Genomic DNA, 24,996 nt, shown 5'->3' on the forward strand with positions numbered 1-24,996 from the left:
ATCATATTCATAATTCTGCATAAAAACTCTGAAAAACTTGCATTTAATTCAAATTGAAAATAGTAAGGTATTTGTTACGTGGTTATCAAAATGTTCTAGAGGTTTTAGTAGTTATGTTTTACGCTTAAATATGGTTGATTTAAAAAAAAATAAAAATAAATCTAACTTGGTTTGAATTTTACTGAAATATTACTACATTTGCCGACCCTTAAAGTAGGGGTAATTTTTATATATCATTAATAGTATGCCAACAATATCACAATTAGTACGAATAGGAAGAGAGACGATTACTAAGAAGAGTAAATCGGCTGCTTTAGATTCGTGTCCTCAGAGAAGGGGTGTTTGTACACGTGTTTATACTACCACGCCAAAGAAACCAAATTCAGCTATGAGAAAAGTAGCAAGGGTTAGGTTAACTAACGGTAAGGAAGTGAATGCTTACATTCCAGGAGAGGGTCACAATCTTCAAGAGCACTCGATAGTATTAGTAAGAGGCGGAAGAGTTAAAGATTTACCAGGAGTAAGGTATCATATTGTACGTGGTGCATTGGACACAGCAGGTGTGGCCGGTAGAACACAGCGTAGATCTAAATATGGTGCAAAACGCCCTAAGAATTAATTAAACTTGTTTAAAAGGAAGTAATGAGAAAAAGACAGGCAAAGAAAAGACCACTTTTACCGGATCCAAGATTTAACGATCAATTGGTGACACGTTTCGTCAATATGATGATGTGGGATGGTAAGAAATCAGTTGCTTTTGGTGTTTTTTACGATGCAATTGATATTGTAGATGCAAAGAAGACTGATGAAGAGAAGACAGCTTTAGAGCTTTGGAAAGATGCATTGAGTAATGTTATGCCTCACGTTGAAGTTAGAAGTAGAAGAGTTGGTGGTGCAACATTTCAAATTCCAATGCAGATTAGGCCAGACCGTAAAATATCAACAGCTATGAAGTGGTTGATTAGTTATGCAAGAAAACGTAACGAAAAAGGTATGGCTCAAAAATTGGCTGGAGAGATTTTAGCTGCTGCTAAAGAAGAAGGTGCAGCTGTTAAGAAAAGAGTGGATACGCACAAGATGGCTGAGGCAAACAAAGCATTTTCGCACTTTAGATTCTAAATAGACATGGCAAGAGATTTAAAATATACAAGAAATATAGGTATTGCTGCGCATATTGATGCTGGTAAGACTACTACGACAGAACGTATACTTTTTTATACGGGTGTAAGTCATAAGATAGGTGAGGTTCATGATGGTGCCGCTACTATGGATTGGATGGAGCAGGAGCAAGAAAGAGGTATTACGATTACTTCTGCTGCTACTACATGTACATGGAAGTTTCCTTTGGAAAATGCAAAAGAATTGCCTGATACAAAGGATTATCACTTTAATATAATAGATACTCCAGGTCACGTTGATTTTACCGTAGAGGTGAATCGTTCTTTACGTGTTTTGGATGGTTTGGTCTTTTTGTTTAGTGCTGTTGATGGTGTTGAGCCTCAGTCAGAAACTAACTGGAGATTGGCCGATAACTATAAGGTTCCAAGAATAGGTTTTGTGAACAAGATGGACCGTCAGGGTTCTAATTTTCTTATGGTTTGTAAACAGGTTAAGGAAATGTTAGGTTCTAATGCAGTTCCAATTGTACTTCCTATCGGTGACGAAGCTGATTTTAGAGGTATAGTTGATTTAGCTAAGAATAGAGCGATTACATGGCACGAAGAAGGTTTCGGAGCTACTTTTGATGTGATTGAAATTCCTGAGGATATGAAAGCCGAGGTTAAGGAATATAGAGCTGCCTTAATTGAAGCTGTTGCGGAATATGATGAGGAGTTGATGGAAAAATTCTTCGAAGACGAAGATTCTATCACTGAAGATGAAGTACACGCTGCTTTAAGAGCTGCTGTTATGGATCGTGCAATCATACCTATGATTTGTGGTTCTTCATTTAAGAATAAAGGTGTTCAGTTTTTGTTGGATGCTGTGTGTAGATATTTACCTTCTCCAGTAGATAAGGATGATATCGAAGGAACAAATCCTGATACAGGTGCTGTTGAAAAACGTAAGCCTAGTGTTAAAGAGCCTTTTTCGGCTTTAGCATTTAAGATTGCTACCGATCCTTTCGTAGGTAGATTGGCATTCTTTAGAACGTATTCTGGTCGTTTAGATGCTGGATCTTATATATTGAACAATCGTTCAGGTAAAAAAGAACGTATTTCTCGTATTTACCAAATGCATTCCAATAAGCAAAATGCCATCGATTTTATCGAAGCAGGTGATATTGGTGCGGCGGTTGGTTTTAAGGATATTAAGACTGGCGATACCATGTCTGATGAAAAGCACCCAATTGTTTTGGAAAGCATGGACTTCCCGGAACCGGTAATTGGTATTGCTGTAGAGCCTAAGACAAAAGCAGATGTTGATAAATTAGGTATGGCTTTAGCTAAATTGGCTGAAGAGGATCCTACTTTCCAAGTAAAAACTGATGAAGCTTCAGGGCAAACAATTATATCTGGTATGGGTGAGCTTCACTTAGATATCATTGTTGATCGTTTAAGAAGAGAATTTAAGGTTGAAGTTAGTCAAGGTGAACCTCAGGTAGAATACAAAGAGGCATTAACTAAAACGGCTGGACACAGAGAAACTTATAAGAAGCAATCTGGTGGTCGTGGTAAATTTGGTGATATCGTATTTGAAATGGGTCCTGCTGATGAGGATTTCGAAGGAGAAGGACTTCAGTTTGTTGATGAGATTAAAGGTGGACGTATTCCAAAAGAATTTATACCATCAGTTGAAAAAGGATTTTCCATTGCTATGCAAAATGGTCCTTTAGCTGGATATGAAATGGATTCAATGAAAGTTGTACTTAAGGATGGTTCTTTTCACCCTGTGGATTCAGATGCTCTTTCGTTTGAATTGGCTGCTAAAATGGGTTACAAAGCTGCAGGTAAAGCTGCCGGTGCTGTAATTATGGAGCCTATAATGAAATTGGAAGTTATTACTCCTGAAGAAAACATGGGCGATATCGTTGGAGATTTAAATAGACGTAGAGGTACTATTGGTGATATGAGCGATAGAGCTGGAGCAAAAGTTGTTAAGGGTACGGTGCCATTATCTGAAATGTTTGGGTATGTTACTTCTCTTAGAACATTATCTTCAGGTCGTGCAACTTCAACAATGGAATTTTCACACTATGCAGAAACTCCTTCTAATATTTCAGAGGAAGTTATCAAAGCAGCAAAAGGTATAACAGCATAAATTTAGGACATGAGTCAGAAAATTAGAATAAAACTTAAATCTTACGATCACAATTTGGTGGATAAGTCTGCTGAGAAGATTGTAAAAACGGTGAAGACTACCGGTGCTGTTGTAACAGGGCCAATTCCTTTACCAACACATAAAAAGATATTTACAGTATTGCGTTCACCGCACGTGAATAAAAAATCGAGAGAGCAGTTCCAATTAAGTTCTTATAAGAGATTATTGGATATCTATAGCTCTTCATCTAAAACTATTGATGCACTTATGAAGTTAGAGCTTCCAAGTGGTGTTGAAGTAGAGATTAAGGTGTAATTTCACTGTTTGACCTATTATTGGGTTTGGCTACATGTCCTAAGCTGCGTGCGAGGGAAAAACGGAAAAAATAATTTAGGGTTAAATTATTTTGACCCTATTTTTTTGAAAAGAATTTAATAAGTAATAATTAATATAAATAAGTATGTCTGGGTTAATAGGAAAGAAAGTAGGCATGACCAGTATTTTTGACGAGAATGGAAAAAACATTCCATGTACCGTTATTCAAGCTGGGCCATGTGTAGTTACCCAAGTCAGAACCGAAGAGGTTGACGGGTATAGTGCCCTTCAACTTGGTTTCGATGACAAGGCAGAAAGTCGTGCTATTAAGGCTGAATTAGGCCATTTTAAAAAAGCAGGTGCTTCTCCTAAGAAAAAAGTCGTTGAATTCCGAGATTTTGAAGGTGAGTTTAAATTAGGTGACACTGTTGGTGTTGATGTTTTCGTTGAAGGACAATTCGTAGATGTTATTGGAACATCTAAGGGTAAAGGTTTTCAAGGTGTAGTAAAGCGTCACGGTTTCGCTGGGGTTGGTCAAGCAACCCATGGTCAGCATAACAGACTTAGAGCTCCTGGTTCTATTGGTGCTGCATCATATCCTGCTAGAGTTTTTAAAGGTATGAAAATGGCCGGTAGAATGGGTACTGATCGTGTAACGGTTCAGAACCTTAGAGTTTTAAAAGTAGTTCCGGAAAAGAATCTTTTAGTAGTAAAAGGTTGTGTTCCGGGCCATAAGAATGCTTATGTAACCATACAAAGGTAGATGTAATGAAAATAGCAGTTTTAGATATTAAAGGAAAAGACACAGGTAGAAAGGCAAACCTTTCTGATGATGTTTTCGCTATAGAGCCTAATGATCACGCAGTTTACCTAGATGTTAAGCAGTATTTAGCTCATCAGAGACAAGGTACGCACAAAGCTAAGGAGAGAGCTGAGATCGCTGGTAGTACTAGAAAGATTAAGAAACAAAAAGGTACAGGTACTGCTAGAGCAGGTAGTATAAAATCACCAATCTTTAGAGGTGGTGGTAGAATATTTGGCCCTAGACCTAAGGATTATACTCAAAAGTTAAACAAAAATTTAAAGCGTTTGGCAAGAAAATCAGCATTGACTTTGAAGTCTAAAGAAAATGCGATTTTAGTAGTTGAAGACTTTGATTTTGACACTCCAAAAACTAAAGATTTTATTGATGTTTTAAAGACATTAGGTCTTGAGAATAAAAAATCTTTAATAGTGTTGGGTGATTCAAATAAAGGTGTATATTTGTCTTCGCGTAATTTTAAAGGCTCTGAAGTTATAACTAACTCAGAATTAAGTACTTATAAAATTCTTCATGCTAATAGTGTGGTATTGTTAGAGAGCTCTTTGGAAGGAATTGAATCGAATTTAAATAAACAATAATATCATGAGTGTGTTGATAAAACCAATTATAACGGAAAAAATGACTGCTGATAGCGAGTTGAATAACCGTTATGGATTCGTAGTTGACCCTAAGGCTAACAAGTTGCAGATTAAAGATGCGGTTGAAGCTACTTATGGTGTTTCTGTGAAGAAGGTACGTACAATGAATTACGGTCCTACAAGAAAATCCAGATATACAAAAACTGGTGTGCAGCATGGAAAAACAAATGCTATTAAAAAAGCGATTGTTGATGTTGTAGAAGGTGATATTATCGATTTTTACAGTAATCTATAAAGACAAGAAATGTCAGTTAGAAAATTAAAACCAATCACTCCAGGACAGCGTTTTAGAGTAGTAAATGGATTTGACGCCATTACTGCTGATAAGCCGGAGAAGAGCTTGCTTGCTCCGTTAAAAAAGTCCGGAGGTAGAAACAGTCAAGGAAAAATGACCATACGCCAAAAAGGTGGGGGTCATAAAAGAAGGTATCGTGTAATAGATTTTAAGAGAGACAAGCAAGATGTGCTTGCTACTGTTAAAACTATAGAGTACGATCCAAATAGAACTGCATTTATTGCTCTTTTGGAATATGCAGATGGTGAGAAGCGTTATGTAATCGCACAGAATGGTTTGCAGGTTGATCAGCAGGTTTCTGCTGGATCTGCTGTTGCGCCTGAGATTGGTAATGCATTACCATTAAGTGAGATTCCTTTAGGAACTATAATTTCGTGTATTGAGTTAAGACCTGGTCAAGGAGCTGTTATGGCTCGTAGTGCTGGTACATTTGCTCAACTTATGGCGAAAGACGGTAAGTTTGTTACGGTTAAAATGCCATCTGGGGAAACTAGATTAATTCTTTCTGGTTGTATGGCAACGATTGGTGCAATATCTAATTCGGATCATCAATTGCTTGTATCAGGTAAAGCTGGTAGAAGTAGATGGTTGGGAAGAAGACCAAGAACTAGACCGGTAGCTATGAACCCTGTCGATCACCCAATGGGTGGTGGTGAAGGTAGAGCTTCAGGTGGTCATCCAAGATCGAGAAACGGAATACCTGCTAAAGGATTCAGAACTCGTTCTAAGACCAAGAGCACCAACAAGTATATAATAGAACGTAGAAAGAAATAAAAAACTAGAAAGAAATGGCACGTTCACTAAAAAAAGGACCTTACGTTCACTATAGTTTGGAGAAGAAAATCCAGCAAAGTGTTTCATCCGGTAAAAAAGCGGTAATCAAAACTTGGTCTAGAGCATCTATGATCACTCCTGATTTTGTTGGGATGACAATAGCGGTTCATAACGGAAAACAATTTGTACCTGTTTTTGTAACAGAAAACATGGTAGGACATAAACTTGGGGAATTTTCACCAACAAGATCTTTTAGAGGTCATGCAGGTGCGAAAAACAAAGGAAAAAAGTAAGCTATGGGAGTTCGTAAAAAACAGATGGCCGAAAGAATTAAGGCTGAAAAGAAGATGGTAGCTTTCGCTAAGTTGAATAACTGTCCTACTTCACCTAGAAAAATGCGTTTAGTTGCAGATTTAATTCGTGGTGTAAAGGTAGAGCAAGCTTTAGCTATTTTAAGGTTCAACCCTAAAGAGGCTTCTAGAAAGTTAGAGAAATTATTACTTTCAGCTTTAGCTAATTGGCAGGCAAAAAATGAAGAGGCAAATTTAGAAGATGCTGATTTAATTGTAGCTGAGATTAGAGTAGATAGTGGTGCAATGTTAAAAAGATTGCGTCCTGCTCCACAAGGTAGAGCACATAGAATTAGAAAACGTTCAAACCATGTTACATTGGTTTTGGGGTCAAAAAATATAACAGAAAACTAGGATGGGACAGAAAACAAATCCAATAGGAAATCGTCTAGGAATCATTAGAGGTTGGGAGTCTAACTGGTATGGTGGTAACGATTACGGAGATAAATTGGCTGAGGATGATAAAATACGTAAGTATATTCATGCAAGACTTTCTAAGGCTAGTGTTTCAAGAGTTATAATTGAACGTACTCTAAAATTAATCACTGTAACTGTAACAACTGCTAGACCTGGTATTATTATTGGTAAAGGTGGTCAGGAAGTTGATAAGTTAAAAGAGGAGTTGAAAAAAATCACCAATAAGGAGGTTCAGATCAACATCTTTGAAATAAAGAGACCTGAGCTTGATGCGAATTTAGTAGCAGCAAGTGTAGCTCGTCAAATTGAAAGTAGAATTTCTTTTAGAAGAGCAATAAAGATGGCAATCGCTGCAGCAATGCGTATGAATGCTGAAGGAATAAAGATTCAAATCTCTGGTAGATTGAATGGAGCTGAAATGGCACGTTCAGAATCTTATAAAGATGGTAGAATTCCATTATCGACCTTTAGAGCAGATATTGATTATGCTTTACAGGAAGCTCAAACTACATATGGTAAACTTGGTATTAAAGTTTGGATTATGAAAGGTGAGGTATATGGTAAAAGAGATTTATCTCCATTAGTAGGAATGCAAAAAGATTCTTCTAAAGGTGGTAAGCAAGAGGGTGGAAGAAAACAACGTCGTAGAAAGTAATTTTTAAAGAACTAAAGTAATGTTACAACCGAAAAGAACAAAGTTCCGTAAGATGCAGAAAGGCCGTATGAAAGGTCTTGCTGGAAGAGGACACCAACTTTCAAATGGTATGTTCGGTATAAAGAATGTTGATGATGCTGCATTTTTGACTTCACGCCAAATAGAAGCTGCTCGTATTGCTGCTACTAGATTTATGAAGAGAGAAGGTCAATTGTGGATTAAAATATTTCCAGACAAGCCGATTACCAAAAAACCATTAGAAGTACGTATGGGTAAAGGTAAGGGTGCACCAGAATATTTCGTAGCCGTGGTTAAGCCAGGTAGAATTATGTTCGAAGTGGCCGGAGTTCCTTTGGAAGTAGCAAAAGAAGCTTTAAGATTAGCGGCTCAGAAACTTCCTGTTAAGACAAAATTCATTGTAGCTCGTGATTACGAGGCTGTAAATTAAACGTAAGGAATAATGAAAAAACAAGAGATTAAAGAAATGTCTGTGGAAGGACTTACGGAGAAATTGGCCGAGTACAAGAAGCAGCATGCAGATTTGAAAATGGCACATTTTGTAACTCCGTTAGAAAATCCGCTTCAGATTAGAAAAGTAAGGAGAACGGTAGCAAGATTAGCTACTGAATTAACTAATAGGGAGAACCAATAACTGGTGGGCTTTATGGAGAAAAGAAATTTAAGAAAAGAAAGAGTAGGGGTTGTCACTAGTAATAAAATGGAGAAATCTATTGTTATTGCGGAGGTGAAAAGAGTAAAACATCCTATGTACGGTAAATTCGTTTTGAAGACAAAGAAATATGTTGCACATGACGAAAAGAACGATTGTAACATTGGTGATACTGTAAAGATCATGGAAACAAGACCTATGAGTAAAACCAAATGTTGGAGATTAGTAGAAATCTTAGAAAGAGCTAAATAAGTTATGTTACAGCAAGAATCTAGACTAAAAGTAGCGGATAACACAGGAGCAAAGGAAGTTTTAACTATCCGTGTTCTTGGTGGTACCAAAAGAAGATATGCTTCAATAGGTGACAAAATAGTTGTTACTGTTAAAGAAGCTACTCCAAACGGAGGTATCAAGAAGGGTGCGGTTTCAACTGCTGTTGTAGTTCGTACAAAGAAAGAGGTTAGAAGACCTGATGGATCTTATATAAGATTTGATGATAACGCTTGTGTGTTATTGAATCCTGCCGGAGAAATGAGAGGTACTCGTGTTTTTGGACCTGTAGCAAGAGAGCTTAGGGATAAGCAGTTCATGAAGATTGTATCATTGGCCCCAGAGGTATTATAATATAACGGACAAGATGAAAAAGTTAAAAATAAAAACAGGAGATACGGTAAGAATTACTGCTGGTGACCATAAAGGGACCGAAGGGAAAGTTATGCGTGTAAATCTTGAGAAAAATAAAGCCATCGTTGAAGGTGCCAATATGGTATCTAAACATGAGAAGCCTAGTGCTAAAAACCCTCAAGGTGGTATTGTAAAAAAAGAAGCTTTAATCCATATTTCTAATCTAGCCTTGATCGACAGTAAATCTGGAGATGTGACAAGAGTAGGTTACGAAATGAAGGATGGTAAAAAAGTTAGGGTTTCCAAAAAATCCAATGAAGTAATTTAGTTATGGCATACGTTGCAAGATTAAAGAAAGAGTATAAGGAGCGAATAGTAGCTGCCCTTACCGAAGAGTTTGGTTACAGTAATGTAATGCAGGTTCCTAAGTTAGAGAAGATAGTAATGAGTAGAGGTGTTGGAGCTGCTGTTGCTGACAAGAAACTTATTGACCATGCAATAGATGAAATGACTATGATAACGGGTCAAAAAGCCGTTGCTACTATGTCTAAGAAAGATGTTGCTGCCTTTAAGTTAAGAAAAGGTATGCCAATTGGTGCAAAAGTTACCTTAAGAGGTGAGCGTATGTACGAATTTTTAGATCGTTTGGTTACTTCTGCGTTACCACGTGTTAGAGATTTTCAAGGTATCAAGGCTACAGGTTTTGATGGTCGTGGAAATTATAACCTAGGGGTGACAGAGCAAATAATATTTCCTGAAGTTAATATTGATAAAATCAATAGAATTAACGGTATGGATATTACATTTGTAACTTCTGCAGATACAGACAAGGAAGCAAAATCATTATTAACAGAATTAGGTTTACCTTTTAAAAAGAATTAGTATGGCTAAGGAATCAATGAAAGCCCGTGAGAGAAAAAGGGAAAGAACTGTAGCAGTTTATGCTGAAAAACGTAAAGCTTTGAAAGAAGCTGGCGATTATGAAGCGTTACAGAGGCTACCTAAAAATGCCTCTCCGGTACGTTTACATAACAGATGTAAATTAACTGGAAGACCTAAAGGTTACATGAGAACTTTTGGTATTTCAAGGGTTAAATTCAGAGAGATGGCTAATGCCGGTTTAATACCAGGTGTTAAGAAAGCTAGCTGGTAAGATTAGAATTATTAATGGATCCAGGTTTGGCTTAAGTGCTGAAAACCGTTTCCGAATTATATACATATGGTAACAGATACTATTGCAGATTACCTAACGAGAGTTAGAAACGCAAGTAGAGCGGGACATAGGGTTGTTGAAATACCTGCGTCGAATCTAAAAAAAGAAATTACTAAAATATTATTCGATCAAGGATATATTTTAAGTTACAAGTTCGAAGAGAGCAAAGTTCAAGGAACTATTAAAATAGCCTTGAAATATGATAAGCTTACAAAAGAACCTGTTATCAAGAAAATACAGCGTATAAGTAAGCCTGGTCTTAGAAAATATGCAGGTAGCGAAGATTTACCTCGTGTATTGAATGGTTTAGGTGTTGCTATCGTTTCTACATCTCATGGTGTAATGACAAGCAAGCAAGCAAAGGCAGAAAAAGTTGGTGGTGAAGTTTTGTGCTACGTTTATTAATTGATTAAAGATTTAGAAAATGTCTAGAATAGGTAATAATCCAGTCGCAATTCCTGAAGGAGTTACAGTTGAAGTCAACGACAATATCATTTCTGTTAAGGGGAAGTTAGGTGAGTTGACTCAAGAGTTCTCGGGAGTATCGGTTAAAGTAGAAGACGGACAGGCTTTCGTAACGAGACCATCTGATTCTAAGGAGCATAAAGCAAAGCACGGTTTATATAGATCACTTATAACTAATATGGTTGAAGGTGTGTCAAAAGGATGGACCAAAGAGTTAGAATTAGTAGGTGTAGGGTATAGAGCTAGTAATCAAGGTCAAAAACTTGATTTAGCCTTAGGTTTTTCTCACAATATTGTTTTTAATCTTGCCTCTGAGGTAAAGGTTGAAACAATTTCTGAAAAAGGTAAGAACCCTATCGTAAAGCTTACTTCTCATGACAAACAATTAGTTGGTCATATTGCAGCAAAGATTAGATCTTTCCGTAGTCCGGAGCCGTACAAAGGGAAAGGAATTAAGTTTGTAGGTGAAATATTAAGAAGAAAAGCTGGTAAATCAGCTTAATAAAGGATATTATGGGATTATCAAAAACACAAAGAAAATTAAGAATCCGACGTAGAATACGTAAGGTTTCTTCTGGAACTGCAGTTAAACCAAGGTTATCTGTATTTAGAAGTAACAGCGAAATTTACGCTCAAGTTATAGACGACGTTAAAGGAGTCACTTTAGTATCCGCTTCTTCAAGAGATAAGGATATCGCAAAAGCAAAAGGAAATAAAACTGAGATTGCTGCTTTGGTTGGTAAAACAATCGCTGAGAAATCTTTAAAAGCTGGCTTAGATAAAGTTGCTTTTGATAGAGGAGGTAATTTGTATCATGGAAGAGTAAAATCTTTAGCAGATGGTGCAAGAGAAGCAGGACTAAAATTCTAATATACTAGTATGTTCCAAAAATATAAAAACGTAGAAACTGTTAAGCCAGGTGGTTTAGATTTAAAAGATAAATTAGTTGGTATTCAACGTGTAACCAAGGTAACAAAAGGTGGTAGAGCATTCGGTTTTTCTGCAATTGTTGTTGTAGGTGATGAGAATGGTGTTGTAGGTCACGGTTTAGGTAAATCAAAAGAAGTTGCTACTGCTATCGCAAAAGCAATCGAAGATGGTAAAAAGAACTTAGTTCGTATTCCTTTAAACAAAGGAACTTTACCTCACGAGCAAAAAGGTAAATTTGGTGGTGCAAGGGTATATATACAACCTGCATCTCATGGTACCGGTGTAATTGCTGGTGGTGCTGTAAGATCAGTATTAGAATCTGTTGGTGTGCATGATGTATTATCAAAATCTCAAGGATCTTCAAATCCACATAATGTTGTAAAAGCTACATTTGATGCTTTATTACAACTTAGAGATGCAAAAACTATTGCTACACAAAGAGGTGTTTCTTTAGAAAAAGTATTTAAAGGTTAAGAGGAAAGTTATGGCAAAGATTAAAGTTACACAGGTAAAAAGTGGAATTAAGAAACCTCAAAATCAAAAAAGAACTTTAGAGGCTCTTGGTTTAAAAAGAATTGGTCAGGTTGTAGAGCATAATGATACACCTAACATTCTTGGAATGATAAATAAAGTTAAACATTTAGTTTCCACTGAGGAGGCTTAAATTTAGAATAAAATGGGTTTAAATAATCTACAGCCTGCAGAAGGTTCAGTTAATAGAGACGGAAAACGCCTTGGAAGAGGTCAAGGTTCTGGAAAAGGCGGAACAGCTGCAAGAGGTCATAAAGGAGCAAAATCAAGATCTGGTTATTCTAAGAAAATAGGTTTCGAAGGTGGTCAAATGCCTTTGCAACGTCGTGTACCTAAGTTTGGTTTTACGAATATTAATCGTAAAGAATACCAAGGTATCAATTTAGAGAAATTGCAAGAGCTTGTTGATAATAAGGTTTTAACCAATGAGGTTACTTTAGATCTTTTGATCGAGAATGGATTAGTTGGTAAAAATGATTTGGTGAAAATTTTAGGAAATGGAGAGTTAAAAGCTCCTCTTAAAATTTCAGTACATAAATTTACAGCATCTGCCAAAGCAGCGATTGAGGCAGCAGGTGGTGAAGCAATAAGTTTGTAAGCATAAACGAGAGCATGAAGAATTTTATTGATACAATATCCAATATTTGGAAGATAGAAGAACTAAGAAATAGAATTCTTATTACATTAGGTCTTTTGTTAGTTTATCGTTTCGGTTGTCAAATCGTACTTCCAGGTATAGATTCAACACAATTAGGTGGTTTAACGGATAGTACTGATCAAGGTATTTTTGGTCTTTTAAATGCATTTACAGGAGGGGCGTTCGCTAATGCTTCTGTTTTTGCATTAGGTATCATGCCTTATATCTCTGCATCTATTGTGGTTCAGTTAATGGGTATTGCAATTCCTTATCTTCAAAAGTTACAGAAAGAAGGCGAAAGCGGTCGTAAAACTATAAATCAAATAACCAGATGGTTGACCATCGGAATTTGTATAGTACAAGCCCCTGCATACCTATATGGTTTAGAAGCTTTTGGTGTTAGAGATAGTGCTTTTTTATTAGGTAAAGGATTAGATTTTATGGTGCCAGCAGTTATCATATTGGTAACAGGTACCGTATTTGCAATGTGGTTAGGTGAGAAAATTACTGATAAAGGTATCGGTAATGGCATATCACTTTTGATTATGATTGGTATAATCGCTACAATGCCCCAATCTTTTGTTCAAGAATTTATTTCTAGAACTACGGATAACAACGGTGGACTAATGTTCATTCTAATTGAAGTGATTGTTTGGTTCTTGGTTATTTTGGCTTGTATCCTTTTAGTAATGGCTACAAGACAGATACCTGTTCAATACGCAAGAAGGACTGCTTCTGGTGGGTATGAAAAGAATATCATGGGATCAAGACAGTATATTCCTTTAAAATTGAATGCATCGGGAGTAATGCCAATAATCTTTGCACAAGCAATTATGTTTGTACCGGGTATGATAGGTGGTGCTTTTGATGACACTTCATTTGGACAATGGATGCAAGTACAGTTCAGTGATATTTTTGGTTGGGCATATAATTTACTATTCGCAATATTGATTATAATCTTTACATATTTCTATACCGCAATAACGGTTCCTACCAATAAGATGGCTGATGACCTTAAAAGAAGTGGTGGTTTTATCCCTGGAATTCGTCCAGGAAAAGAAACTGGAGATTATTTAGATAAGATTATGTCTTTAATAACGTTACCTGGATCTATTTTCTTAGCTTTGCTGGCTATTTTACCGGCAATAGTGGTAAAGTTGATGGATGTTCAAGCTGGATGGGCTTTGTTTTATGGAGGTACCTCCCTTTTAATTATGGTTGGTGTAGCAATAGATACTGTACAACAGGTTAATTCGTATTTGTTGAATAGACATTATGATGGCTTAATGAAAACGGGTAAAAATAGAAAAGTAGCATAATTTATGGCTAAGCAGGCAGCAATAGAACAAGATGGATCTATTATCGAAGCATTATCAAATGCAATGTTTCGTGTAGAGTTGGAGAATGGACATGTGGTAACAGCGCATATATCAGGTAAGATGCGTATGCACTATATTAAACTATTACCTGGAGATAAGGTTAAATTAGAGATGAGTCCCTATGACCTTACTAAAGCAAGAATTACATATAGATACTAAGATACAAGATGAAAGTAAGAGCATCAGTTAAGAAGAGAAGTGCCGACTGCAAGATTGTTCGCAGAAAAGGCAGGTTGTACGTAATCAACAAAAAGAATCCTAGATTTAAACAAAGACAAGGGTAGTTATGGCAAGAATCGCAGGTATAGATATACCAAAACAAAAGAGAGGCGTAATCGCCTTAACCTATATTTTCGGAATCGGAAGAAGTAGGTCACAAGAAATATTGAGTAAAGCCCAAGTTAGCGAAGATACTAAGGTTTCTGATTGGAATGATGATGAAATAGGTCGTATCAGGGAAGCTGTCTCTGAATTTGTAATCGAAGGTGAATTACGTTCAGAGACTCAGTTGAACATTAAGCGTTTAATGGATATTGGCTGTTATAGAGGTATTCGTCATAGATCAGGTTTACCTTTAAGAGGTCAGCGTACTAAGAATAACTCTAGAACTAGAAAAGGAAAGCGTAAAACAGTTGCTAACAAGAAGAAAGCAACTAAATAATAATTAGGTATGGCAAAGGCAAGTACTAAAGTTACCAAGAAACGTAAAGTTATAGTTGATTCTGTAGGTGAGGCGCACATCAGTGCATCTTTCAACAACATCATTATCTCTTTGACAAATAAAAAGGGAGATGTTATTTCTTGGTCATCTGCCGGTAAATTAGGTTTTAGAGGGTCTAAGAAGAATACACCTTATGCTGCACAAGTTGCTGCAGAAGATTGTTCTAAAGTTGCTCATGAAGCAGGCTTAAGAAAAGTTAAGGTTTATGTAAAAGGTCCGGGTAATGGAAGGGAATCTGCAATCAGATCTTTACATAATGCTGGTATCGAAGTAACAGAGATTATCGATGTTACTCCAATGCCTCATAACGGATGTAGACCTCCTAAAAGAAGAAGAGTTTAATTAATTACAATTATATTTCACCGAAAGTGTAGTTACGATTATCGAAGGATAAGCCTTAATTCATAATCTCACTTTCAAATTAAAAGAAAATGGCAAGATATACAGGACCAAAATCAAAAATCGCCCGTAAATTCGGCGAAGCAATTTTCGGAGATGACAAATCTTTCGAAAAAAAGAATTACCCTCCAGGACAACACGGTAATAACAGAAGAAGAGGTAAAAAATCTGAGTACTCTGTTCAATTAATGGAGAAGCAAAAAGCTAAATATACTTACGGTATTTTAGAAAAGCAATTCAGAAACTTATTCCAGACTGCGAAAAGAAAAGAAGGTGTTGCTGGTGAAATATTACTTCAATTATGTGAGTCTCGTTTAGATAACGTGGTTTATAGAATGGGTATTTCTCCAACTAGAAGCGGTGCAAGACAATTAGTATCTCATAGACACATTACGGTAAATGGTGAGTTGGTAAACATACCTTCTTATTCATTGAAAGCAGGAGATGTTGTTGGTGTTAGAGAGAAATCTAAATCATTACAAAGTATTCAAGATTCATTAGCTGCTAGTAGTGCGGTTTATGAGTGGATTTCTTGGAACAGTGAAAAGAAGGAAGGTACTTATGTTACTATTCCTGAAAGATTACAGATTCCAGAAAATATCAAAGAACAATTAATCGTGGAGTTATACTCTAAATAAACAATACCGATCCAATTATGGCATTATTTAATTTTCAGAAACCCGATAAAGTAATAATGATCGATTCCTCTGATTTCGAAGGGAAGTTCGAATTTCGCCCTTTGGAACCTGGTTATGGATTAACTGTTGGGAATGCATTAAGACGAGTATTGCTTTCTTCTTTAGAAGGTCATGCAATTACTTCGGTTAGGATTGATAAAGTAGAACATGAATTTTCTACTATACCTGGCGTTGTTGAAGATGTAACAGAGATTATATTAAACTTGAAACAGGTTCGTTTCAAGAAGCAAATAGAAGATTCTGAAGCTGAAGTTGTTTCAATTTCTGTAAGTGGTAAGAATCAATTAACTGCTGGTGACTTTCAAAAGTTTATTTCTGGATATCAAGTATTGAATCCTGATTTAGTTCTTTGCAATATGGATGCTAAAGTTAGCATCAATATGGAGATAACTATTGAAAAAGGTAGAGGATATGTTCCTGCAGAGGAAAATAAGAAATCTGGTGCACCATTAGGTACAATAGCTGTTGATTCTATTTTTACACCTATTAAGAATGTAAAATATAGTATAGAAAACTTTCGTGTAGAGCAAAAAACTGATTATGAAAAATTGGTTTTTGAAATATCTTCAGATGGATCAATTCATCCAAAGGATGCTTTAACGGAAGCGGCAAAAGTTCTTATCCATCACTTCATGTTATTCTCTGATGAACGTATTACATTAGAAGCTGATGAAATTGCTCAAACAGAGACTTATGATGAAGAGTCTTTACACATGAGACAATTATTGAAAACTAAATTAGTTGATATGGACCTTTCTGTTCGTGCACTTAACTGTTTGAAAGCAGCTGAAGTTGATACTTTAGGTGATTTAGTTTCTTTCAATAAAAATGACTTAATGAAGTTCAGAAACTTCGGTAAAAAATCTTTGACAGAACTTGAAGAACTTGTAATTAACAAGGGATTAAGTTTTGGAATGGATTTATCAAAATACAAATTAGATAAAGATTAAATAATCATATTTTGCTCCTCGTTCTGTCGAGTTTGGTAGCAAGATGATAAAATTGAAACATGAGACACGGTAAAAAAATCAATCACTTAGGTAGAAAAACTGCCCATAGAAAAGCGATGTTAGCTAACATGGCATGTTCTTTAATCGAACACAAAAGAATCAACACTACAGTTGCTAAAGCAAAAGCTTTAAAACAATTTATTGAACCTTTGATTACTAAATCAAAAGCAGAAAATAATGTTAGTGCTGAGAAAGGTACTCATAACAGACGTATCGTTTTCAAGAATCTTCGAGATAAGTATGCAGTTACTGAATTATTCAGTGTTGTATCTGAAAAAGTTGCAGATAGACCAGGTGGTTATACTAGAATTATCAAATTAGGTAATCGTTTAGGTGATAATGCTGACATGGCAATGATAGAATTGGTTGATTTCAACGAATTGTATAACGCTGGCAAGCCTAAGAAGAAATCTACGAGAAGAAGTAGAAGATCCGGTGGTAGTGATGCTGAAGTTGTTTCTACAGAGAAAGATGCTAAGGTTGAAGAAGCTCAAACTGAAACAGAAGCTAAGACAGATGATTCTAAGGAATAAAATTGTCAATAAATATTAATAATGAAAAAGGATAAGCTTTCTAGCTTATCCTTTTTTTATGTTTTTTTGTGAACGAATAAATTATAAGACTAAAATGAAATATCAGGCAAAGAGAAAAGCTATAATATTACTTGCAGATGGTACTATCTTTTTTGGAAAATCAGTTGGAGACAAAGAAGGTACTGCTTTCGGAGAGGTATGTTTCAATACTGGAATGACAGGATACCAAGAGATATTTACAGATCCATCTTATTTTGGACAAATAATGGTAACTACCAATGCTCATATTGGTAATTATGGTGTAAATAAAGATGAAATGGAATCTGAATCAATTAAAATTTCAGGTTTGGTTTGTAGAAATTTCAGTTATGAGTATTCAAGACCTTTGGCAGACGATAGTTTACAAGGTTTTTTAGATAAGAATGAGTTATTCGCTATTTCAGATGTAGATACCAGAGCATTGGTTAGCTATATTAGAGATAATGGAGCAATGAATGCTGTAATCTCAACTGATATTGACAATATCGAAGACTTAAAAAATAGATTGAGTGAGGTGCCTAGTATGGAGGGGTTAGAGTTGGCTTCTAAGGTTTCTACAAAGGAGCCATACTTTGTTGGTGACGAAAATGCAAACTTCAAAATTGCAGCTCTTGATATCGGTATCAAGAAGAATATTTTACGTAACCTGGTTAAAAGAGGTGCTTATGTAAAAGTATATCCTTACAATAGTAGTTTTGAAGAAATGTCTTCTTGGAACCCTGATGCTTTTTTCATTTCTAATGGACCTGGAGACCCTGAGCCTTTGGTAGATGCTATTGCTGCAGTTAAAAAAATGATAGAAACCGATAAGCCGCTTTTTGGCATATGTTTAGGTCATCAAGTATTGGCATTGGCAAACGGAGTTTCTACATATAAGATGCACAATGGTCATAGAGGTATTAACCATCCAATATTAAACCTTATTACGGGTAAAGGTGAAATAACTTCACAAAATCACGGCTTTGCTATTAATAGAGAAGAAACCGAAGCAAATGTAAATTTAGAGATTACCCATACACATCTTAACGATAAGACGGTTGCTGGTATTCGTATGAAAGATAAAGATGTATTTTCTGTTCAATACCACCCGGAAGCAAGTCCGGGCCCACATGATGCAGATTATCTTTTCGATGATTTTTTTAAATTAATTGAGAATTGTTCAAAACATAACGAAATAGTTTAAATAAACATTAATTAATTGGCAAATGTAGGGGTTGAACGGGCTAGTTAAAAGCATGCTTTTGTATCTTTACTTTTTAAACAAACAACTAATAAAAAGATTATAAATGAGTATTATATTAAATGTTCACGCAAGACAAATATTAGATTCTAGAGGGAATCCAACAGTTGAAGTAGATGTAGTTACCGAAAACGGAGTAATGGGAAGAGCAGCTGTTCCTTCTGGTGCTTCTACGGGTGAGCATGAGGCTGTTGAGTTACGTGATGGAGGTAAAGCTTTTATGGGTAAAGGCGTAACTAAAGCTGTTGATAATGTAAACAGTATTATTGCGGAAGAGATATTGGGAATGAGTGTGTTCGATCAGAATCTTTTAGATCAAACTATGATCGATTTAGACGGTACGCCAAACAAATCGAAGTTGGGGGCGAACGCAATTTTAGGTGTTTCATTAGCTGCTGCCAAGGCTGCTGCAAATGAATTAGGTCTTTCTCTTTTTAGATATATTGGTGGTGTTAGCGCTAACACGCTTCCCGTTCCAATGATGAATATTATTAACGGTGGTTCGCATTCTGATGCGCCTATCGCTTTTCAAGAGTTCATGGTAATGCCTGTTAAAGCAGAAAGCTTTAGTCATGCAATGCAAATGGGTACTGAGATTTTTCACAACCTTAAAAAAGTATTACATGACCGTGGTCTTAGTACTGCAGTAGGTGATGAAGGTGGTTTTGCACCGAATTTAGCAGGTGGTACTGAAGATGCTTTAGATACTATCGCAAAAGCAGTTAAAAATGCTGGTTATACTTTGGGTGATGATGTAATGATCGCTTTAGATTGTGCTGCAGCAGAATTCTTCGTTGATGGTAAATATGATTACACAAAATTTGAGGGTGCATCAGGTGTTATAAGAACTTCTGAAGAGCAAGCTCAATATTTAGCTGATTTAAGTGCTAAATATCCAATTATCTCTATCGAAGATGGTATGGATGAAAACGATTGGGATGGTTGGAAATCTTTGACCGATAAAATAGGAGATAAAGTTCAGTTAGTTGGTGACGATTTATTCGTTACAAACGTTGAGCGTCTTTCTACTGGTATCGAAAGAGGTATTGCAAATTCAATTTTGATCAAAGTAAATCAAATTGGTACATTAACAGAAACAATTGCTGCTGTTAATATGGCTAAAAATGCAGGGTATACTTCAGTAATGTCTCACCGTTCTGGCGAAACAGAAGATAATACTATTGCTGATTTGGCTGTAGCCTTAAATACTGGTCAAATTAAAACAGGTTCAGCATCAAGATCAGATCGTATGGCTAAATACAATCAATTACTTCGTATCGAAGAAGAATTAGGAAGTACAGCTTACTATCCACAAGAAAAAGCCTTTAAATTAGGTTAATTCTAATGTGAAATATATAATCAAGCCTTTCTTTCGAGAAAGGCTTTTTTTTTTTGGCGTACTTCAAAACTTTAACTACCTTTTGAGAATAAACCAATAATAACTTCTCTTTGTTAGCGTATGAATAATTTTCTTTTTGTTTCTGCAGAGAATGATGCCATTCCTGATTGTAAAGCTGGTGGAATGGGTGACGTGGTTAGAGACGTTCCTAGAGAGATATCGAACCGAGGAGATAAAGTTCACGTAGTTGTTCCTTCTTATTGTAGACTTCATAAAAATGGAATTTTTAAAACTAAACTTGAGTTTAGTCTAAGGGGTCTGCCATATACCGCAGAATTATATGAGGTAATTCCCAAAAAGGTCGATAAAAATATAACCCATTATGTTATTCATCATCCTGAAATATTAGAGGGTGGTATAGCTCATATTTATCATGATGATCCTACAGAACCTTTTTTTAATGATTTTGTAAAATTCATTATTTTTTGCGCAGCTACGGCAGAAGCAATTAAAATTGGTGCGTTTGGTGATTTGGATATTGTTCATATGCATGACTGGCATTCGGCAGCACTGTTATTTATAAAAACATATCATCCCCAATATCAAGATTTGAAAAAGATGCGATATGTGTATACTATTCATAATTTAGCTATACAGGGTATTCGTCCTTTCTATAATAATTATGCTTCGGTGAATCATTGGTTTCCAGAAATTCAATTGGATCATAAAGCTTTGATGGATTTGCGTTACCAAGATTGTATAAATTTAATGGCTGTAGGCATTCGTTTTTCCGATGCAATTCATACCGTTTCTCCGTCCTATAAAGAAGATGTTCTTTTGCCAAGTAGAAGACCTGAGTTTATTGGAGGTGAAAGTTTAGAGGAAGATTTGATAAGGGCAGATAATGAAGGTAGACTTTTTGGTATTTTAAATGCTAGTAACTACGGTAATATAAGAGTTGCAGAGAAGGGATTTTTATATAGAAATACTGTCAAAGCTATTTTTAGATGGCTTCAAGAAAATTCTAAAAAATATAAAGCTGATTTTCTCGCGCATACAGGAGAGAAAATTATGCAATTTGTAGGTAATAGACCAAAATTCATTGTGTCTAGTGTAGCGCGATTAACGGAACAAAAATTCTATTTTCTAAAAAGATCTCCCGAAGCATTTGAGAAAATGCTGGCTAGGTTGAATGAAATTGACGGTATATTCATTTTATTAGGTACTGGCGATCCAGATTATGAAGAGTTCTTTCGTCATATGAGTTATCATCACAAAAATTTTGTGTTTACCAATGGACAATCTGAAGATTTGATTGATTCAATGTACCTAGAAACAGATTTGTATTTTATGCCTAGTTTATTTGAACCATGTGGTATTAGTCAAATGTTGGCGATGAGAAACGGTAACCCATGTTTGGTTCATCATACTGGCGGATTAAAAGATACCGTAGATCATTTGAAAACAGGTTTTGCTTTTAGTGGAGATACCTATGATGAGCAAGTTAGTAATATGGTGAAGAGTTTTGATGAGGCATTGACCATGTGGGAGCACGATAAACCTGCTTGGAAAAAGATAAAAGCGAATGCAAAAAAGGCGCGTTTTACTTGGGAAAAATCTTTAGATGCATATTACGAGTCACTATATCTGTTGTAATCAAAGCTATTCATAGTACTTATTGTTAATTTTACCCAAAACAAATTTATGAAATTGGTAAACCATTCTTGTTTTGTTAACTTTACGAGAAGTATTTAAAACGTAAAAATAAAAATGTCAGACAAAGCTATTTTAGAATATAATGGTGAAAAATATGAGTTTCCTGTAATAAAGGGAACCGAAAACGAACTCGCAATCGATATCAAAACATTGCGTTCGGCTACCAATGGAATTATAACTATTGATCCAGGTTTTAAAAATACAGGATCTTGTGAAAGTGCTATTACTTTTTTAGATGGTGAGAAAGGAATTTTACGTTACAGAGGTTACTCAATAGAAGAGTTGGCTGAGAAAGCTGATTTCTTAGAGGTAGCTTATGCTTTGATATTTGGTGAATTACCAAATGCAGAAGAATTAGCGAAATTTCATAAAGACATTAAAGATGAATCTCATGTAGATGAAGAGATGAAAAAGATTTTGGACGGTTTTCCAAAATCAGCACATCCAATGGGAGTTTTATCTTCTTTGACTAGCGCATTGATTGCATTTAACCCATCAACGGTTGATGTAAGTTCTGATGAAGACATGTACCATGCAATTGTTCGTATTCTCGCTAAATTTCCAGTTCTTGTAGCTTGGACTTTGCGTAAAAAGAAAGGTCTTCCTTTAGATTATGGCGATGATAGTTTAGGCTATGTTGAGAACATTCATAAAATGATGTTTAAGCGTCCTAACCAAGATTATAAAAAGAATAAGGTTGTTATAGAGGCATTAGATAAGTTATTAATCTTACATGCTGATCATGAGCAAAACTGTTCTACTAGTACGGTACGTATTGTAGGATCTTCTCATGCTGGTTTGTTTGCATCTTTATCTGCAGGTATTTCTGCGCTTTGGGGGCCACTTCATGGGGGTGCTAACCAAGCAGTATTAGAAATGCTTGAAGCTATTGAAGCAGATGGTGGCGACACGAAGAAATACATGGCGAAAGCTAAAGATAAGTCTGACCCTTTTAGATTAATGGGCTTCGGGCATAGAGTATATAAAAACTTCGATCCACGTGCAAAGATTATTAAAGTAGCTGCTGATGAAGTATTGGCAGATTTAGGTATAGAAGATCCAATTCTTGAAATTGCAAAAGGTTTAGAGAAAGAAGCACTAGAAGATCCGTATTTTGTGGACAGAAAATTATACCCTAACGTAGACTTCTATTCAGGTATTATCTATAGAGCTTTAGGTATACCAACAGAAATGTTTACGGTAATGTTCGCTTTAGGTAGATTGCCCGGGTGGATTGCACAATGGAGAGAAATGAGATTGAACGGTGAACCAATTGGTAGACCAAGACAAGTATATACTGGTGAAAATTTAAGATCTTTTGTCGAACTGGACAAAAGGTAGATTGCTACCGTTATCAAAAAAACAAAAAGCTCTTTTAATTTTTAAAGGAGCTTTTTTTTATGCCATTTTTTAATTCGTATTTAAATATAAATATATGTTACAGTTAAATATCAAGGATGAAGTTTCAAGGTTAAAAGCAGTGGTTCTAGGTATCGCCAAAAGTTCTGGGCCTACGCCTACCATTGAAGAGGCTTACGATCCAAAATCGGTAGAACACATAAAGGCTGGTACATACCCGGTTGAAGCAGATATGGTTGCTGAGATGGAAGGTTTTAGAAAAGTGTTCGAGAAATATGATGTTAAGGTCTATAGACCTGAAGTTCTTGAAAACTGTAATCAAATATTTACTAGGGATATTGCTTTTGTTATTGAAGACAAATTAATTAAAGCGAATATATTGCCAGATAGGGAACAAGAGGTAGAAGCAATATTACATGTTTTAGATAAGATTGATGATGATGATATTTTGACACCTCCAGAAGATGTTCACGTGGAAGGTGGTGATGTTATGCCTTGGAACGATTATATATTTGTAGGTACGTATACGGCACCAGATTATTCTACATATATAACTGCTAGAACTAATAAAGCTGCTGTTACTTATTTAACGAAACAATTTCCGAACAAAACAATTAAGTCTTTCGAATTAAGAAAGTCTAATACTGTAGCGCAAGAAAATGCATTGCATTTAGATTGCTGTTTTCAACCTTTAGGAAAAGGCAAAGCTATTTTACATAAAAATGGATTTCTTGTAGAAGAGGAATATCAGTGGTTGGTAGACTTCTTTGGAAAAGAAAATATTTTTGAAATAGATGCGAATGAAATGTACCATATGTATAGTAACGTGTTTTCTATTTCACCAGATGTTGTGGTGTCTGAACGTAATTTTACACGCCTTAATAATTGGTTGCGTGAGCAAGGTTTTACGGTAGAAGAAATTGCGTACGCCGAAATTTCAAAGCAAGAAGGATTGTTACGTTGTAGTACCCTGCCTTTAATAAGAGCTTAAAATTAAAGATTTATAAAAAAGAAAATTTAATTAGTACCCCTATGCAAATAACAAATACTATACTGATGATTCGTCCGGTTTCATTTAGAATGAATGAACAGACCGCTGTCAATAATTATTTTATGGAAGATATTGATATGAAGAATCAAGAGATAAATCAAAAAGCTCAAGAAGAGTTTGATGCCTTTGTATCCGTATTAAAAAATAAAGGAGTTAACGTTATTGTTGTCGAAGACACTAAAATGCCTGATACTCCAGATAGTATTTTTCCTAATAACTGGATCTCTTTTCATGCAAATGGTACAGTCGGTGTTTACCCAATGTTTGCTGAGAATAGAAGAAATGAACGTCGAGAAGATATTTTCGAAATCTTGGAACAGAACGGTTTTAAAATCAATGATGTTGTCGATTACACTTCTGCCGAAGAAGAAGAATTATTTCTTGAAGGTACAGGAAGTATACTAATAGATAGAGTAAACAAAAAAGCATATTGTGCATTATCTGAACGTGCAGATGAAGATTTGTTTATTGAGTTTTGTGAAGATTTTAATTTTTTTCCCGTGATTTTTACGGCTAATCAATCTGTTGATGGTAAGCGATTACCCATTTATCATACGAATGTTATGATGGCTTTGGCTGAAAATTTTGTTGTCATTTGTACAGATTCTATTGATGATAAGAAAGAAAGAAAAAATGTATTGGACCATCTTAAAAAAGATGGTAAAGAAGTTATTATTATTACCGAACAACAAATGCATCATTTTGCAGGTAATATGCTTCAGGTTTTAGGTAGTGATGACAAAAGGTATATGGTTATGAGTACTGCTGCTTATGATAGTTTGCGGCCAGAGCAGATTATACAAATTGAAAATCATTGTGCTATTCTACATAGCTCTTTAGATACAATTGAAACTTGTGGTGGTGGTAGTGCTCGCTGTATGATGGCAGAGGTTTTTCTTCCAAAGGATTAATTAAAA

The 24,996-nt window shown here is 35.6% G+C and carries 38 protein-coding genes; all 38 read left to right on the plus strand.

What is annotated here, in order from left to right:
• Positions 1 to 244 precede the first annotated feature (244 nt).
• The 38 genes from rpsL to ctlX all read left to right on the plus strand — a co-directional run bounded on the left by rpsL (position 245) and on the right by ctlX (position 24,990).
• Entirely contained in the window at positions 245 to 619 is a 375-nt protein-coding gene (gene rpsL, locus DFQ03_RS04985; protein ID WP_027064832.1) for a 30S ribosomal protein S12, read from the plus strand.
• A gap of 23 nt (positions 620 to 642) precedes the next feature.
• Positions 643 to 1,119: a 30S ribosomal protein S7 gene (gene rpsG, locus DFQ03_RS04990; RefSeq protein WP_027064831.1), complete on the plus strand. Its 477-nt coding sequence runs from the start codon at positions 643 to 645 to the stop codon at positions 1,117 to 1,119.
• A gap of 6 nt (positions 1,120 to 1,125) precedes the next feature.
• Positions 1,126 to 3,258, plus strand: a complete 2,133-nt coding sequence (fusA, locus tag DFQ03_RS04995) for an elongation factor G (RefSeq protein ID WP_133672045.1) — start codon at positions 1,126 to 1,128, stop codon at positions 3,256 to 3,258.
• Between the two features lie 9 nt (positions 3,259 to 3,267).
• Positions 3,268 to 3,573 (plus strand): 30S ribosomal protein S10, encoded by a 306-nt coding sequence (gene rpsJ, locus DFQ03_RS05000; RefSeq protein ID WP_007094989.1) that lies wholly within the window; start codon positions 3,268 to 3,270, stop codon positions 3,571 to 3,573.
• A 145-nt stretch (positions 3,574 to 3,718) separates the two neighbouring features.
• Positions 3,719 to 4,336 carry a 50S ribosomal protein L3 gene (gene rplC / locus DFQ03_RS05005; protein WP_073242586.1) on the plus strand — a complete coding sequence of 206 codons (618 nt, stop codon included), beginning with the start codon at positions 3,719 to 3,721 and terminating at the stop codon, positions 4,334 to 4,336.
• Between the two features lie 5 nt (positions 4,337 to 4,341).
• On the plus strand, positions 4,342 to 4,974 hold the full coding sequence (gene rplD, locus DFQ03_RS05010; RefSeq protein WP_133672046.1) for a 50S ribosomal protein L4: 633 nt from the start codon (positions 4,342 to 4,344) through the stop codon (positions 4,972 to 4,974).
• A 4-nt stretch (positions 4,975 to 4,978) separates the two neighbouring features.
• Positions 4,979 to 5,269: a 50S ribosomal protein L23 gene (gene rplW, locus DFQ03_RS05015; protein ID WP_073242596.1), complete on the plus strand. Its 291-nt coding sequence runs from the start codon at positions 4,979 to 4,981 to the stop codon at positions 5,267 to 5,269.
• Between the two features lie 9 nt (positions 5,270 to 5,278).
• Entirely contained in the window at positions 5,279 to 6,103 is an 825-nt protein-coding gene (gene rplB / locus DFQ03_RS05020) for a 50S ribosomal protein L2 (RefSeq protein WP_133672048.1), read from the plus strand.
• Between the two features lie 14 nt (positions 6,104 to 6,117).
• Complete coding sequence (gene rpsS, locus DFQ03_RS05025) at positions 6,118 to 6,396, plus strand: 30S ribosomal protein S19 (RefSeq protein WP_027064825.1); 279 nt, start codon at positions 6,118 to 6,120, stop codon at positions 6,394 to 6,396.
• A 3-nt stretch (positions 6,397 to 6,399) separates the two neighbouring features.
• Positions 6,400 to 6,807, plus strand: a complete 408-nt coding sequence (gene rplV, locus DFQ03_RS05030) for a 50S ribosomal protein L22 (RefSeq protein ID WP_036152141.1) — start codon at positions 6,400 to 6,402, stop codon at positions 6,805 to 6,807.
• A gap of 1 nt (position 6,808) precedes the next feature.
• Positions 6,809 to 7,525, plus strand: a complete 717-nt coding sequence (gene rpsC / locus DFQ03_RS05035) for a 30S ribosomal protein S3 (protein WP_027064823.1) — start codon at positions 6,809 to 6,811, stop codon at positions 7,523 to 7,525.
• Positions 7,526 to 7,544: 19 nt separating this feature from the next.
• The gene (rplP, locus tag DFQ03_RS05040; RefSeq protein WP_073242604.1) at positions 7,545 to 7,973 is read left to right on the plus strand and encodes a 50S ribosomal protein L16; all 429 of its coding nucleotides are present in this window, start codon (positions 7,545 to 7,547) and stop codon (positions 7,971 to 7,973) included.
• A 12-nt stretch (positions 7,974 to 7,985) separates the two neighbouring features.
• A complete protein-coding gene (rpmC, locus tag DFQ03_RS05045; protein WP_036152146.1) occupies positions 7,986 to 8,177 on the plus strand; it encodes a 50S ribosomal protein L29 in 192 nt (63 codons plus the stop codon).
• Positions 8,178 to 8,189: 12 nt separating this feature from the next.
• Positions 8,190 to 8,447, plus strand: coding sequence for a 30S ribosomal protein S17 (gene rpsQ / locus DFQ03_RS05050; RefSeq protein ID WP_027064820.1), 258 nt, complete (start codon positions 8,190 to 8,192; stop codon positions 8,445 to 8,447).
• A 3-nt stretch (positions 8,448 to 8,450) separates the two neighbouring features.
• A complete protein-coding gene (gene rplN, locus DFQ03_RS05055; protein ID WP_027064819.1) occupies positions 8,451 to 8,819 on the plus strand; it encodes a 50S ribosomal protein L14 in 369 nt (122 codons plus the stop codon).
• A gap of 13 nt (positions 8,820 to 8,832) precedes the next feature.
• A complete protein-coding gene (gene rplX, locus DFQ03_RS05060; RefSeq protein WP_073242606.1) occupies positions 8,833 to 9,147 on the plus strand; it encodes a 50S ribosomal protein L24 in 315 nt (104 codons plus the stop codon).
• A gap of 2 nt (positions 9,148 to 9,149) precedes the next feature.
• Positions 9,150 to 9,701 carry a 50S ribosomal protein L5 gene (gene rplE, locus DFQ03_RS05065; protein WP_036152150.1) on the plus strand — a complete coding sequence of 184 codons (552 nt, stop codon included), beginning with the start codon at positions 9,150 to 9,152 and terminating at the stop codon, positions 9,699 to 9,701.
• Position 9,702: 1 nt separating this feature from the next.
• Positions 9,703 to 9,972, plus strand: coding sequence for a 30S ribosomal protein S14 (gene rpsN / locus DFQ03_RS05070; RefSeq protein ID WP_027064816.1), 270 nt, complete (start codon positions 9,703 to 9,705; stop codon positions 9,970 to 9,972).
• 66 nt (positions 9,973 to 10,038) lie between these two features.
• Positions 10,039 to 10,437, plus strand: coding sequence for a 30S ribosomal protein S8 (gene rpsH / locus DFQ03_RS05075; protein ID WP_133672050.1), 399 nt, complete (start codon positions 10,039 to 10,041; stop codon positions 10,435 to 10,437).
• Positions 10,438 to 10,456: 19 nt separating this feature from the next.
• A complete protein-coding gene (rplF, locus tag DFQ03_RS05080; protein WP_133672052.1) occupies positions 10,457 to 10,999 on the plus strand; it encodes a 50S ribosomal protein L6 in 543 nt (180 codons plus the stop codon).
• A gap of 11 nt (positions 11,000 to 11,010) precedes the next feature.
• The gene (rplR, locus tag DFQ03_RS05085) at positions 11,011 to 11,367 is read left to right on the plus strand and encodes a 50S ribosomal protein L18 (protein WP_133672053.1); all 357 of its coding nucleotides are present in this window, start codon (positions 11,011 to 11,013) and stop codon (positions 11,365 to 11,367) included.
• Positions 11,368 to 11,376: 9 nt separating this feature from the next.
• Positions 11,377 to 11,901 carry a 30S ribosomal protein S5 gene (gene rpsE / locus DFQ03_RS05090; protein WP_058103817.1) on the plus strand — a complete coding sequence of 175 codons (525 nt, stop codon included), beginning with the start codon at positions 11,377 to 11,379 and terminating at the stop codon, positions 11,899 to 11,901.
• Positions 11,902 to 11,911: 10 nt separating this feature from the next.
• Positions 11,912 to 12,091 carry a 50S ribosomal protein L30 gene (rpmD, locus tag DFQ03_RS05095; protein WP_073242614.1) on the plus strand — a complete coding sequence of 60 codons (180 nt, stop codon included), beginning with the start codon at positions 11,912 to 11,914 and terminating at the stop codon, positions 12,089 to 12,091.
• Between the two features lie 12 nt (positions 12,092 to 12,103).
• Entirely contained in the window at positions 12,104 to 12,556 is a 453-nt protein-coding gene (gene rplO, locus DFQ03_RS05100; protein WP_133672055.1) for a 50S ribosomal protein L15, read from the plus strand.
• Positions 12,557 to 12,570: 14 nt separating this feature from the next.
• Positions 12,571 to 13,914, plus strand: coding sequence for a preprotein translocase subunit SecY (gene secY, locus DFQ03_RS05105; RefSeq protein WP_133672057.1), 1,344 nt, complete (start codon positions 12,571 to 12,573; stop codon positions 13,912 to 13,914).
• A gap of 3 nt (positions 13,915 to 13,917) precedes the next feature.
• Positions 13,918 to 14,133, plus strand: coding sequence for a translation initiation factor IF-1 (gene infA, locus DFQ03_RS05110; RefSeq protein WP_013305172.1), 216 nt, complete (start codon positions 13,918 to 13,920; stop codon positions 14,131 to 14,133).
• 8 nt (positions 14,134 to 14,141) lie between these two features.
• The gene (ykgO, locus tag DFQ03_RS05115; RefSeq protein ID WP_013305171.1) at positions 14,142 to 14,258 is read left to right on the plus strand and encodes a type B 50S ribosomal protein L36; all 117 of its coding nucleotides are present in this window, start codon (positions 14,142 to 14,144) and stop codon (positions 14,256 to 14,258) included.
• 2 nt (positions 14,259 to 14,260) lie between these two features.
• Positions 14,261 to 14,635, plus strand: a complete 375-nt coding sequence (gene rpsM, locus DFQ03_RS05120; protein WP_133672059.1) for a 30S ribosomal protein S13 — start codon at positions 14,261 to 14,263, stop codon at positions 14,633 to 14,635.
• Positions 14,636 to 14,644: 9 nt separating this feature from the next.
• Entirely contained in the window at positions 14,645 to 15,037 is a 393-nt protein-coding gene (gene rpsK / locus DFQ03_RS05125) for a 30S ribosomal protein S11 (RefSeq protein ID WP_027064807.1), read from the plus strand.
• Between the two features lie 89 nt (positions 15,038 to 15,126).
• Positions 15,127 to 15,732, plus strand: coding sequence for a 30S ribosomal protein S4 (gene rpsD / locus DFQ03_RS05130; protein WP_073242622.1), 606 nt, complete (start codon positions 15,127 to 15,129; stop codon positions 15,730 to 15,732).
• Between the two features lie 17 nt (positions 15,733 to 15,749).
• On the plus strand, positions 15,750 to 16,742 hold the full coding sequence (locus DFQ03_RS05135) for a DNA-directed RNA polymerase subunit alpha (RefSeq protein ID WP_036152173.1): 993 nt from the start codon (positions 15,750 to 15,752) through the stop codon (positions 16,740 to 16,742).
• A gap of 59 nt (positions 16,743 to 16,801) precedes the next feature.
• Positions 16,802 to 17,335: a 50S ribosomal protein L17 gene (rplQ, locus tag DFQ03_RS05140; RefSeq protein WP_133672060.1), complete on the plus strand. Its 534-nt coding sequence runs from the start codon at positions 16,802 to 16,804 to the stop codon at positions 17,333 to 17,335.
• Between the two features lie 94 nt (positions 17,336 to 17,429).
• Complete coding sequence (carA, locus tag DFQ03_RS05145; RefSeq protein ID WP_133672062.1) at positions 17,430 to 18,557, plus strand: glutamine-hydrolyzing carbamoyl-phosphate synthase small subunit; 1,128 nt, start codon at positions 17,430 to 17,432, stop codon at positions 18,555 to 18,557.
• A 103-nt stretch (positions 18,558 to 18,660) separates the two neighbouring features.
• Positions 18,661 to 19,953 carry a phosphopyruvate hydratase gene (gene eno, locus DFQ03_RS05150; protein ID WP_133672064.1) on the plus strand — a complete coding sequence of 431 codons (1,293 nt, stop codon included), beginning with the start codon at positions 18,661 to 18,663 and terminating at the stop codon, positions 19,951 to 19,953.
• 120 nt (positions 19,954 to 20,073) lie between these two features.
• Positions 20,074 to 21,609, plus strand: a complete 1,536-nt coding sequence (locus DFQ03_RS05155) for a glycogen synthase (protein ID WP_133672066.1) — start codon at positions 20,074 to 20,076, stop codon at positions 21,607 to 21,609.
• A 114-nt stretch (positions 21,610 to 21,723) separates the two neighbouring features.
• Positions 21,724 to 23,010, plus strand: a complete 1,287-nt coding sequence (locus DFQ03_RS05160; protein ID WP_133672068.1) for a citrate synthase — start codon at positions 21,724 to 21,726, stop codon at positions 23,008 to 23,010.
• Positions 23,011 to 23,104: 94 nt separating this feature from the next.
• Positions 23,105 to 24,019 (plus strand): dimethylarginine dimethylaminohydrolase family protein, encoded by a 915-nt coding sequence (locus tag DFQ03_RS05165; RefSeq protein WP_133672069.1) that lies wholly within the window; start codon positions 23,105 to 23,107, stop codon positions 24,017 to 24,019.
• Between the two features lie 41 nt (positions 24,020 to 24,060).
• Positions 24,061 to 24,990: a citrulline utilization hydrolase CtlX gene (gene ctlX / locus DFQ03_RS05170; RefSeq protein ID WP_133672071.1), complete on the plus strand. Its 930-nt coding sequence runs from the start codon at positions 24,061 to 24,063 to the stop codon at positions 24,988 to 24,990.
• Positions 24,991 to 24,996: the final 6 nt, after the last annotated feature.

The sequence above is a fragment of the Maribacter caenipelagi genome (genome assembly GCF_004364175.1).
GTDB classification, from domain to species: Bacteria; Bacteroidota; Bacteroidia; order Flavobacteriales; family Flavobacteriaceae; genus Maribacter; species Maribacter caenipelagi.

Coding starts and splice junctions, on each gene's coding strand:
- ctlX (WP_133672071.1), top strand. CDS start 24,061: ATGCAAATAACAAATACTATACTGATGATTCGTCCGGTTTCATTTAGA.
- rpmD (WP_073242614.1), top strand. CDS start 11,912: ATGGCAAAGATTAAAGTTACACAGGTAAAAAGTGGAATTAAGAAACCT.
- rplR (WP_133672053.1), top strand. CDS start 11,011: ATGGGATTATCAAAAACACAAAGAAAATTAAGAATCCGACGTAGAATA.
- rpsN (WP_027064816.1), top strand. CDS start 9,703: ATGGCTAAGGAATCAATGAAAGCCCGTGAGAGAAAAAGGGAAAGAACT.
- rplC (WP_073242586.1), top strand. CDS start 3,719: ATGTCTGGGTTAATAGGAAAGAAAGTAGGCATGACCAGTATTTTTGAC.
- rplO (WP_133672055.1), top strand. CDS start 12,104: ATGGGTTTAAATAATCTACAGCCTGCAGAAGGTTCAGTTAATAGAGAC.
- carA (WP_133672062.1), top strand. CDS start 17,430: ATGAAATATCAGGCAAAGAGAAAAGCTATAATATTACTTGCAGATGGT.
- rpsQ (WP_027064820.1), top strand. CDS start 8,190: ATGGAGAAAAGAAATTTAAGAAAAGAAAGAGTAGGGGTTGTCACTAGT.
- rpsD (WP_073242622.1), top strand. CDS start 15,127: ATGGCAAGATATACAGGACCAAAATCAAAAATCGCCCGTAAATTCGGC.
- rpsE (WP_058103817.1), top strand. CDS start 11,377: ATGTTCCAAAAATATAAAAACGTAGAAACTGTTAAGCCAGGTGGTTTA.
- infA (WP_013305172.1), top strand. CDS start 13,918: ATGGCTAAGCAGGCAGCAATAGAACAAGATGGATCTATTATCGAAGCA.
- rplN (WP_027064819.1), top strand. CDS start 8,451: ATGTTACAGCAAGAATCTAGACTAAAAGTAGCGGATAACACAGGAGCA.
- secY (WP_133672057.1), top strand. CDS start 12,571: ATGAAGAATTTTATTGATACAATATCCAATATTTGGAAGATAGAAGAA.
- rpsK (WP_027064807.1), top strand. CDS start 14,645: ATGGCAAAGGCAAGTACTAAAGTTACCAAGAAACGTAAAGTTATAGTT.
- rplV (WP_036152141.1), top strand. CDS start 6,400: ATGGGAGTTCGTAAAAAACAGATGGCCGAAAGAATTAAGGCTGAAAAG.
- rplX (WP_073242606.1), top strand. CDS start 8,833: ATGAAAAAGTTAAAAATAAAAACAGGAGATACGGTAAGAATTACTGCT.
- rpsG (WP_027064831.1), top strand. CDS start 643: ATGAGAAAAAGACAGGCAAAGAAAAGACCACTTTTACCGGATCCAAGA.
- rplF (WP_133672052.1), top strand. CDS start 10,457: ATGTCTAGAATAGGTAATAATCCAGTCGCAATTCCTGAAGGAGTTACA.
- rpmC (WP_036152146.1), top strand. CDS start 7,986: ATGAAAAAACAAGAGATTAAAGAAATGTCTGTGGAAGGACTTACGGAG.
- rplP (WP_073242604.1), top strand. CDS start 7,545: ATGTTACAACCGAAAAGAACAAAGTTCCGTAAGATGCAGAAAGGCCGT.
- rpsS (WP_027064825.1), top strand. CDS start 6,118: ATGGCACGTTCACTAAAAAAAGGACCTTACGTTCACTATAGTTTGGAG.
- ykgO (WP_013305171.1), top strand. CDS start 14,142: ATGAAAGTAAGAGCATCAGTTAAGAAGAGAAGTGCCGACTGCAAGATT.
- rpsM (WP_133672059.1), top strand. CDS start 14,261: ATGGCAAGAATCGCAGGTATAGATATACCAAAACAAAAGAGAGGCGTA.
- DFQ03_RS05135 (WP_036152173.1), top strand. CDS start 15,750: ATGGCATTATTTAATTTTCAGAAACCCGATAAAGTAATAATGATCGAT.
- rplW (WP_073242596.1), top strand. CDS start 4,979: ATGAGTGTGTTGATAAAACCAATTATAACGGAAAAAATGACTGCTGAT.
- rpsH (WP_133672050.1), top strand. CDS start 10,039: ATGGTAACAGATACTATTGCAGATTACCTAACGAGAGTTAGAAACGCA.
- rplE (WP_036152150.1), top strand. CDS start 9,150: ATGGCATACGTTGCAAGATTAAAGAAAGAGTATAAGGAGCGAATAGTA.
- rplB (WP_133672048.1), top strand. CDS start 5,279: ATGTCAGTTAGAAAATTAAAACCAATCACTCCAGGACAGCGTTTTAGA.
- eno (WP_133672064.1), top strand. CDS start 18,661: ATGAGTATTATATTAAATGTTCACGCAAGACAAATATTAGATTCTAGA.
- DFQ03_RS05160 (WP_133672068.1), top strand. CDS start 21,724: ATGTCAGACAAAGCTATTTTAGAATATAATGGTGAAAAATATGAGTTT.
- DFQ03_RS05165 (WP_133672069.1), top strand. CDS start 23,105: ATGTTACAGTTAAATATCAAGGATGAAGTTTCAAGGTTAAAAGCAGTG.
- rpsL (WP_027064832.1), top strand. CDS start 245: ATGCCAACAATATCACAATTAGTACGAATAGGAAGAGAGACGATTACT.
- rpsC (WP_027064823.1), top strand. CDS start 6,809: ATGGGACAGAAAACAAATCCAATAGGAAATCGTCTAGGAATCATTAGA.
- DFQ03_RS05155 (WP_133672066.1), top strand. CDS start 20,074: ATGAATAATTTTCTTTTTGTTTCTGCAGAGAATGATGCCATTCCTGAT.
- rplD (WP_133672046.1), top strand. CDS start 4,342: ATGAAAATAGCAGTTTTAGATATTAAAGGAAAAGACACAGGTAGAAAG.
- fusA (WP_133672045.1), top strand. CDS start 1,126: ATGGCAAGAGATTTAAAATATACAAGAAATATAGGTATTGCTGCGCAT.
- rplQ (WP_133672060.1), top strand. CDS start 16,802: ATGAGACACGGTAAAAAAATCAATCACTTAGGTAGAAAAACTGCCCAT.
- rpsJ (WP_007094989.1), top strand. CDS start 3,268: ATGAGTCAGAAAATTAGAATAAAACTTAAATCTTACGATCACAATTTG.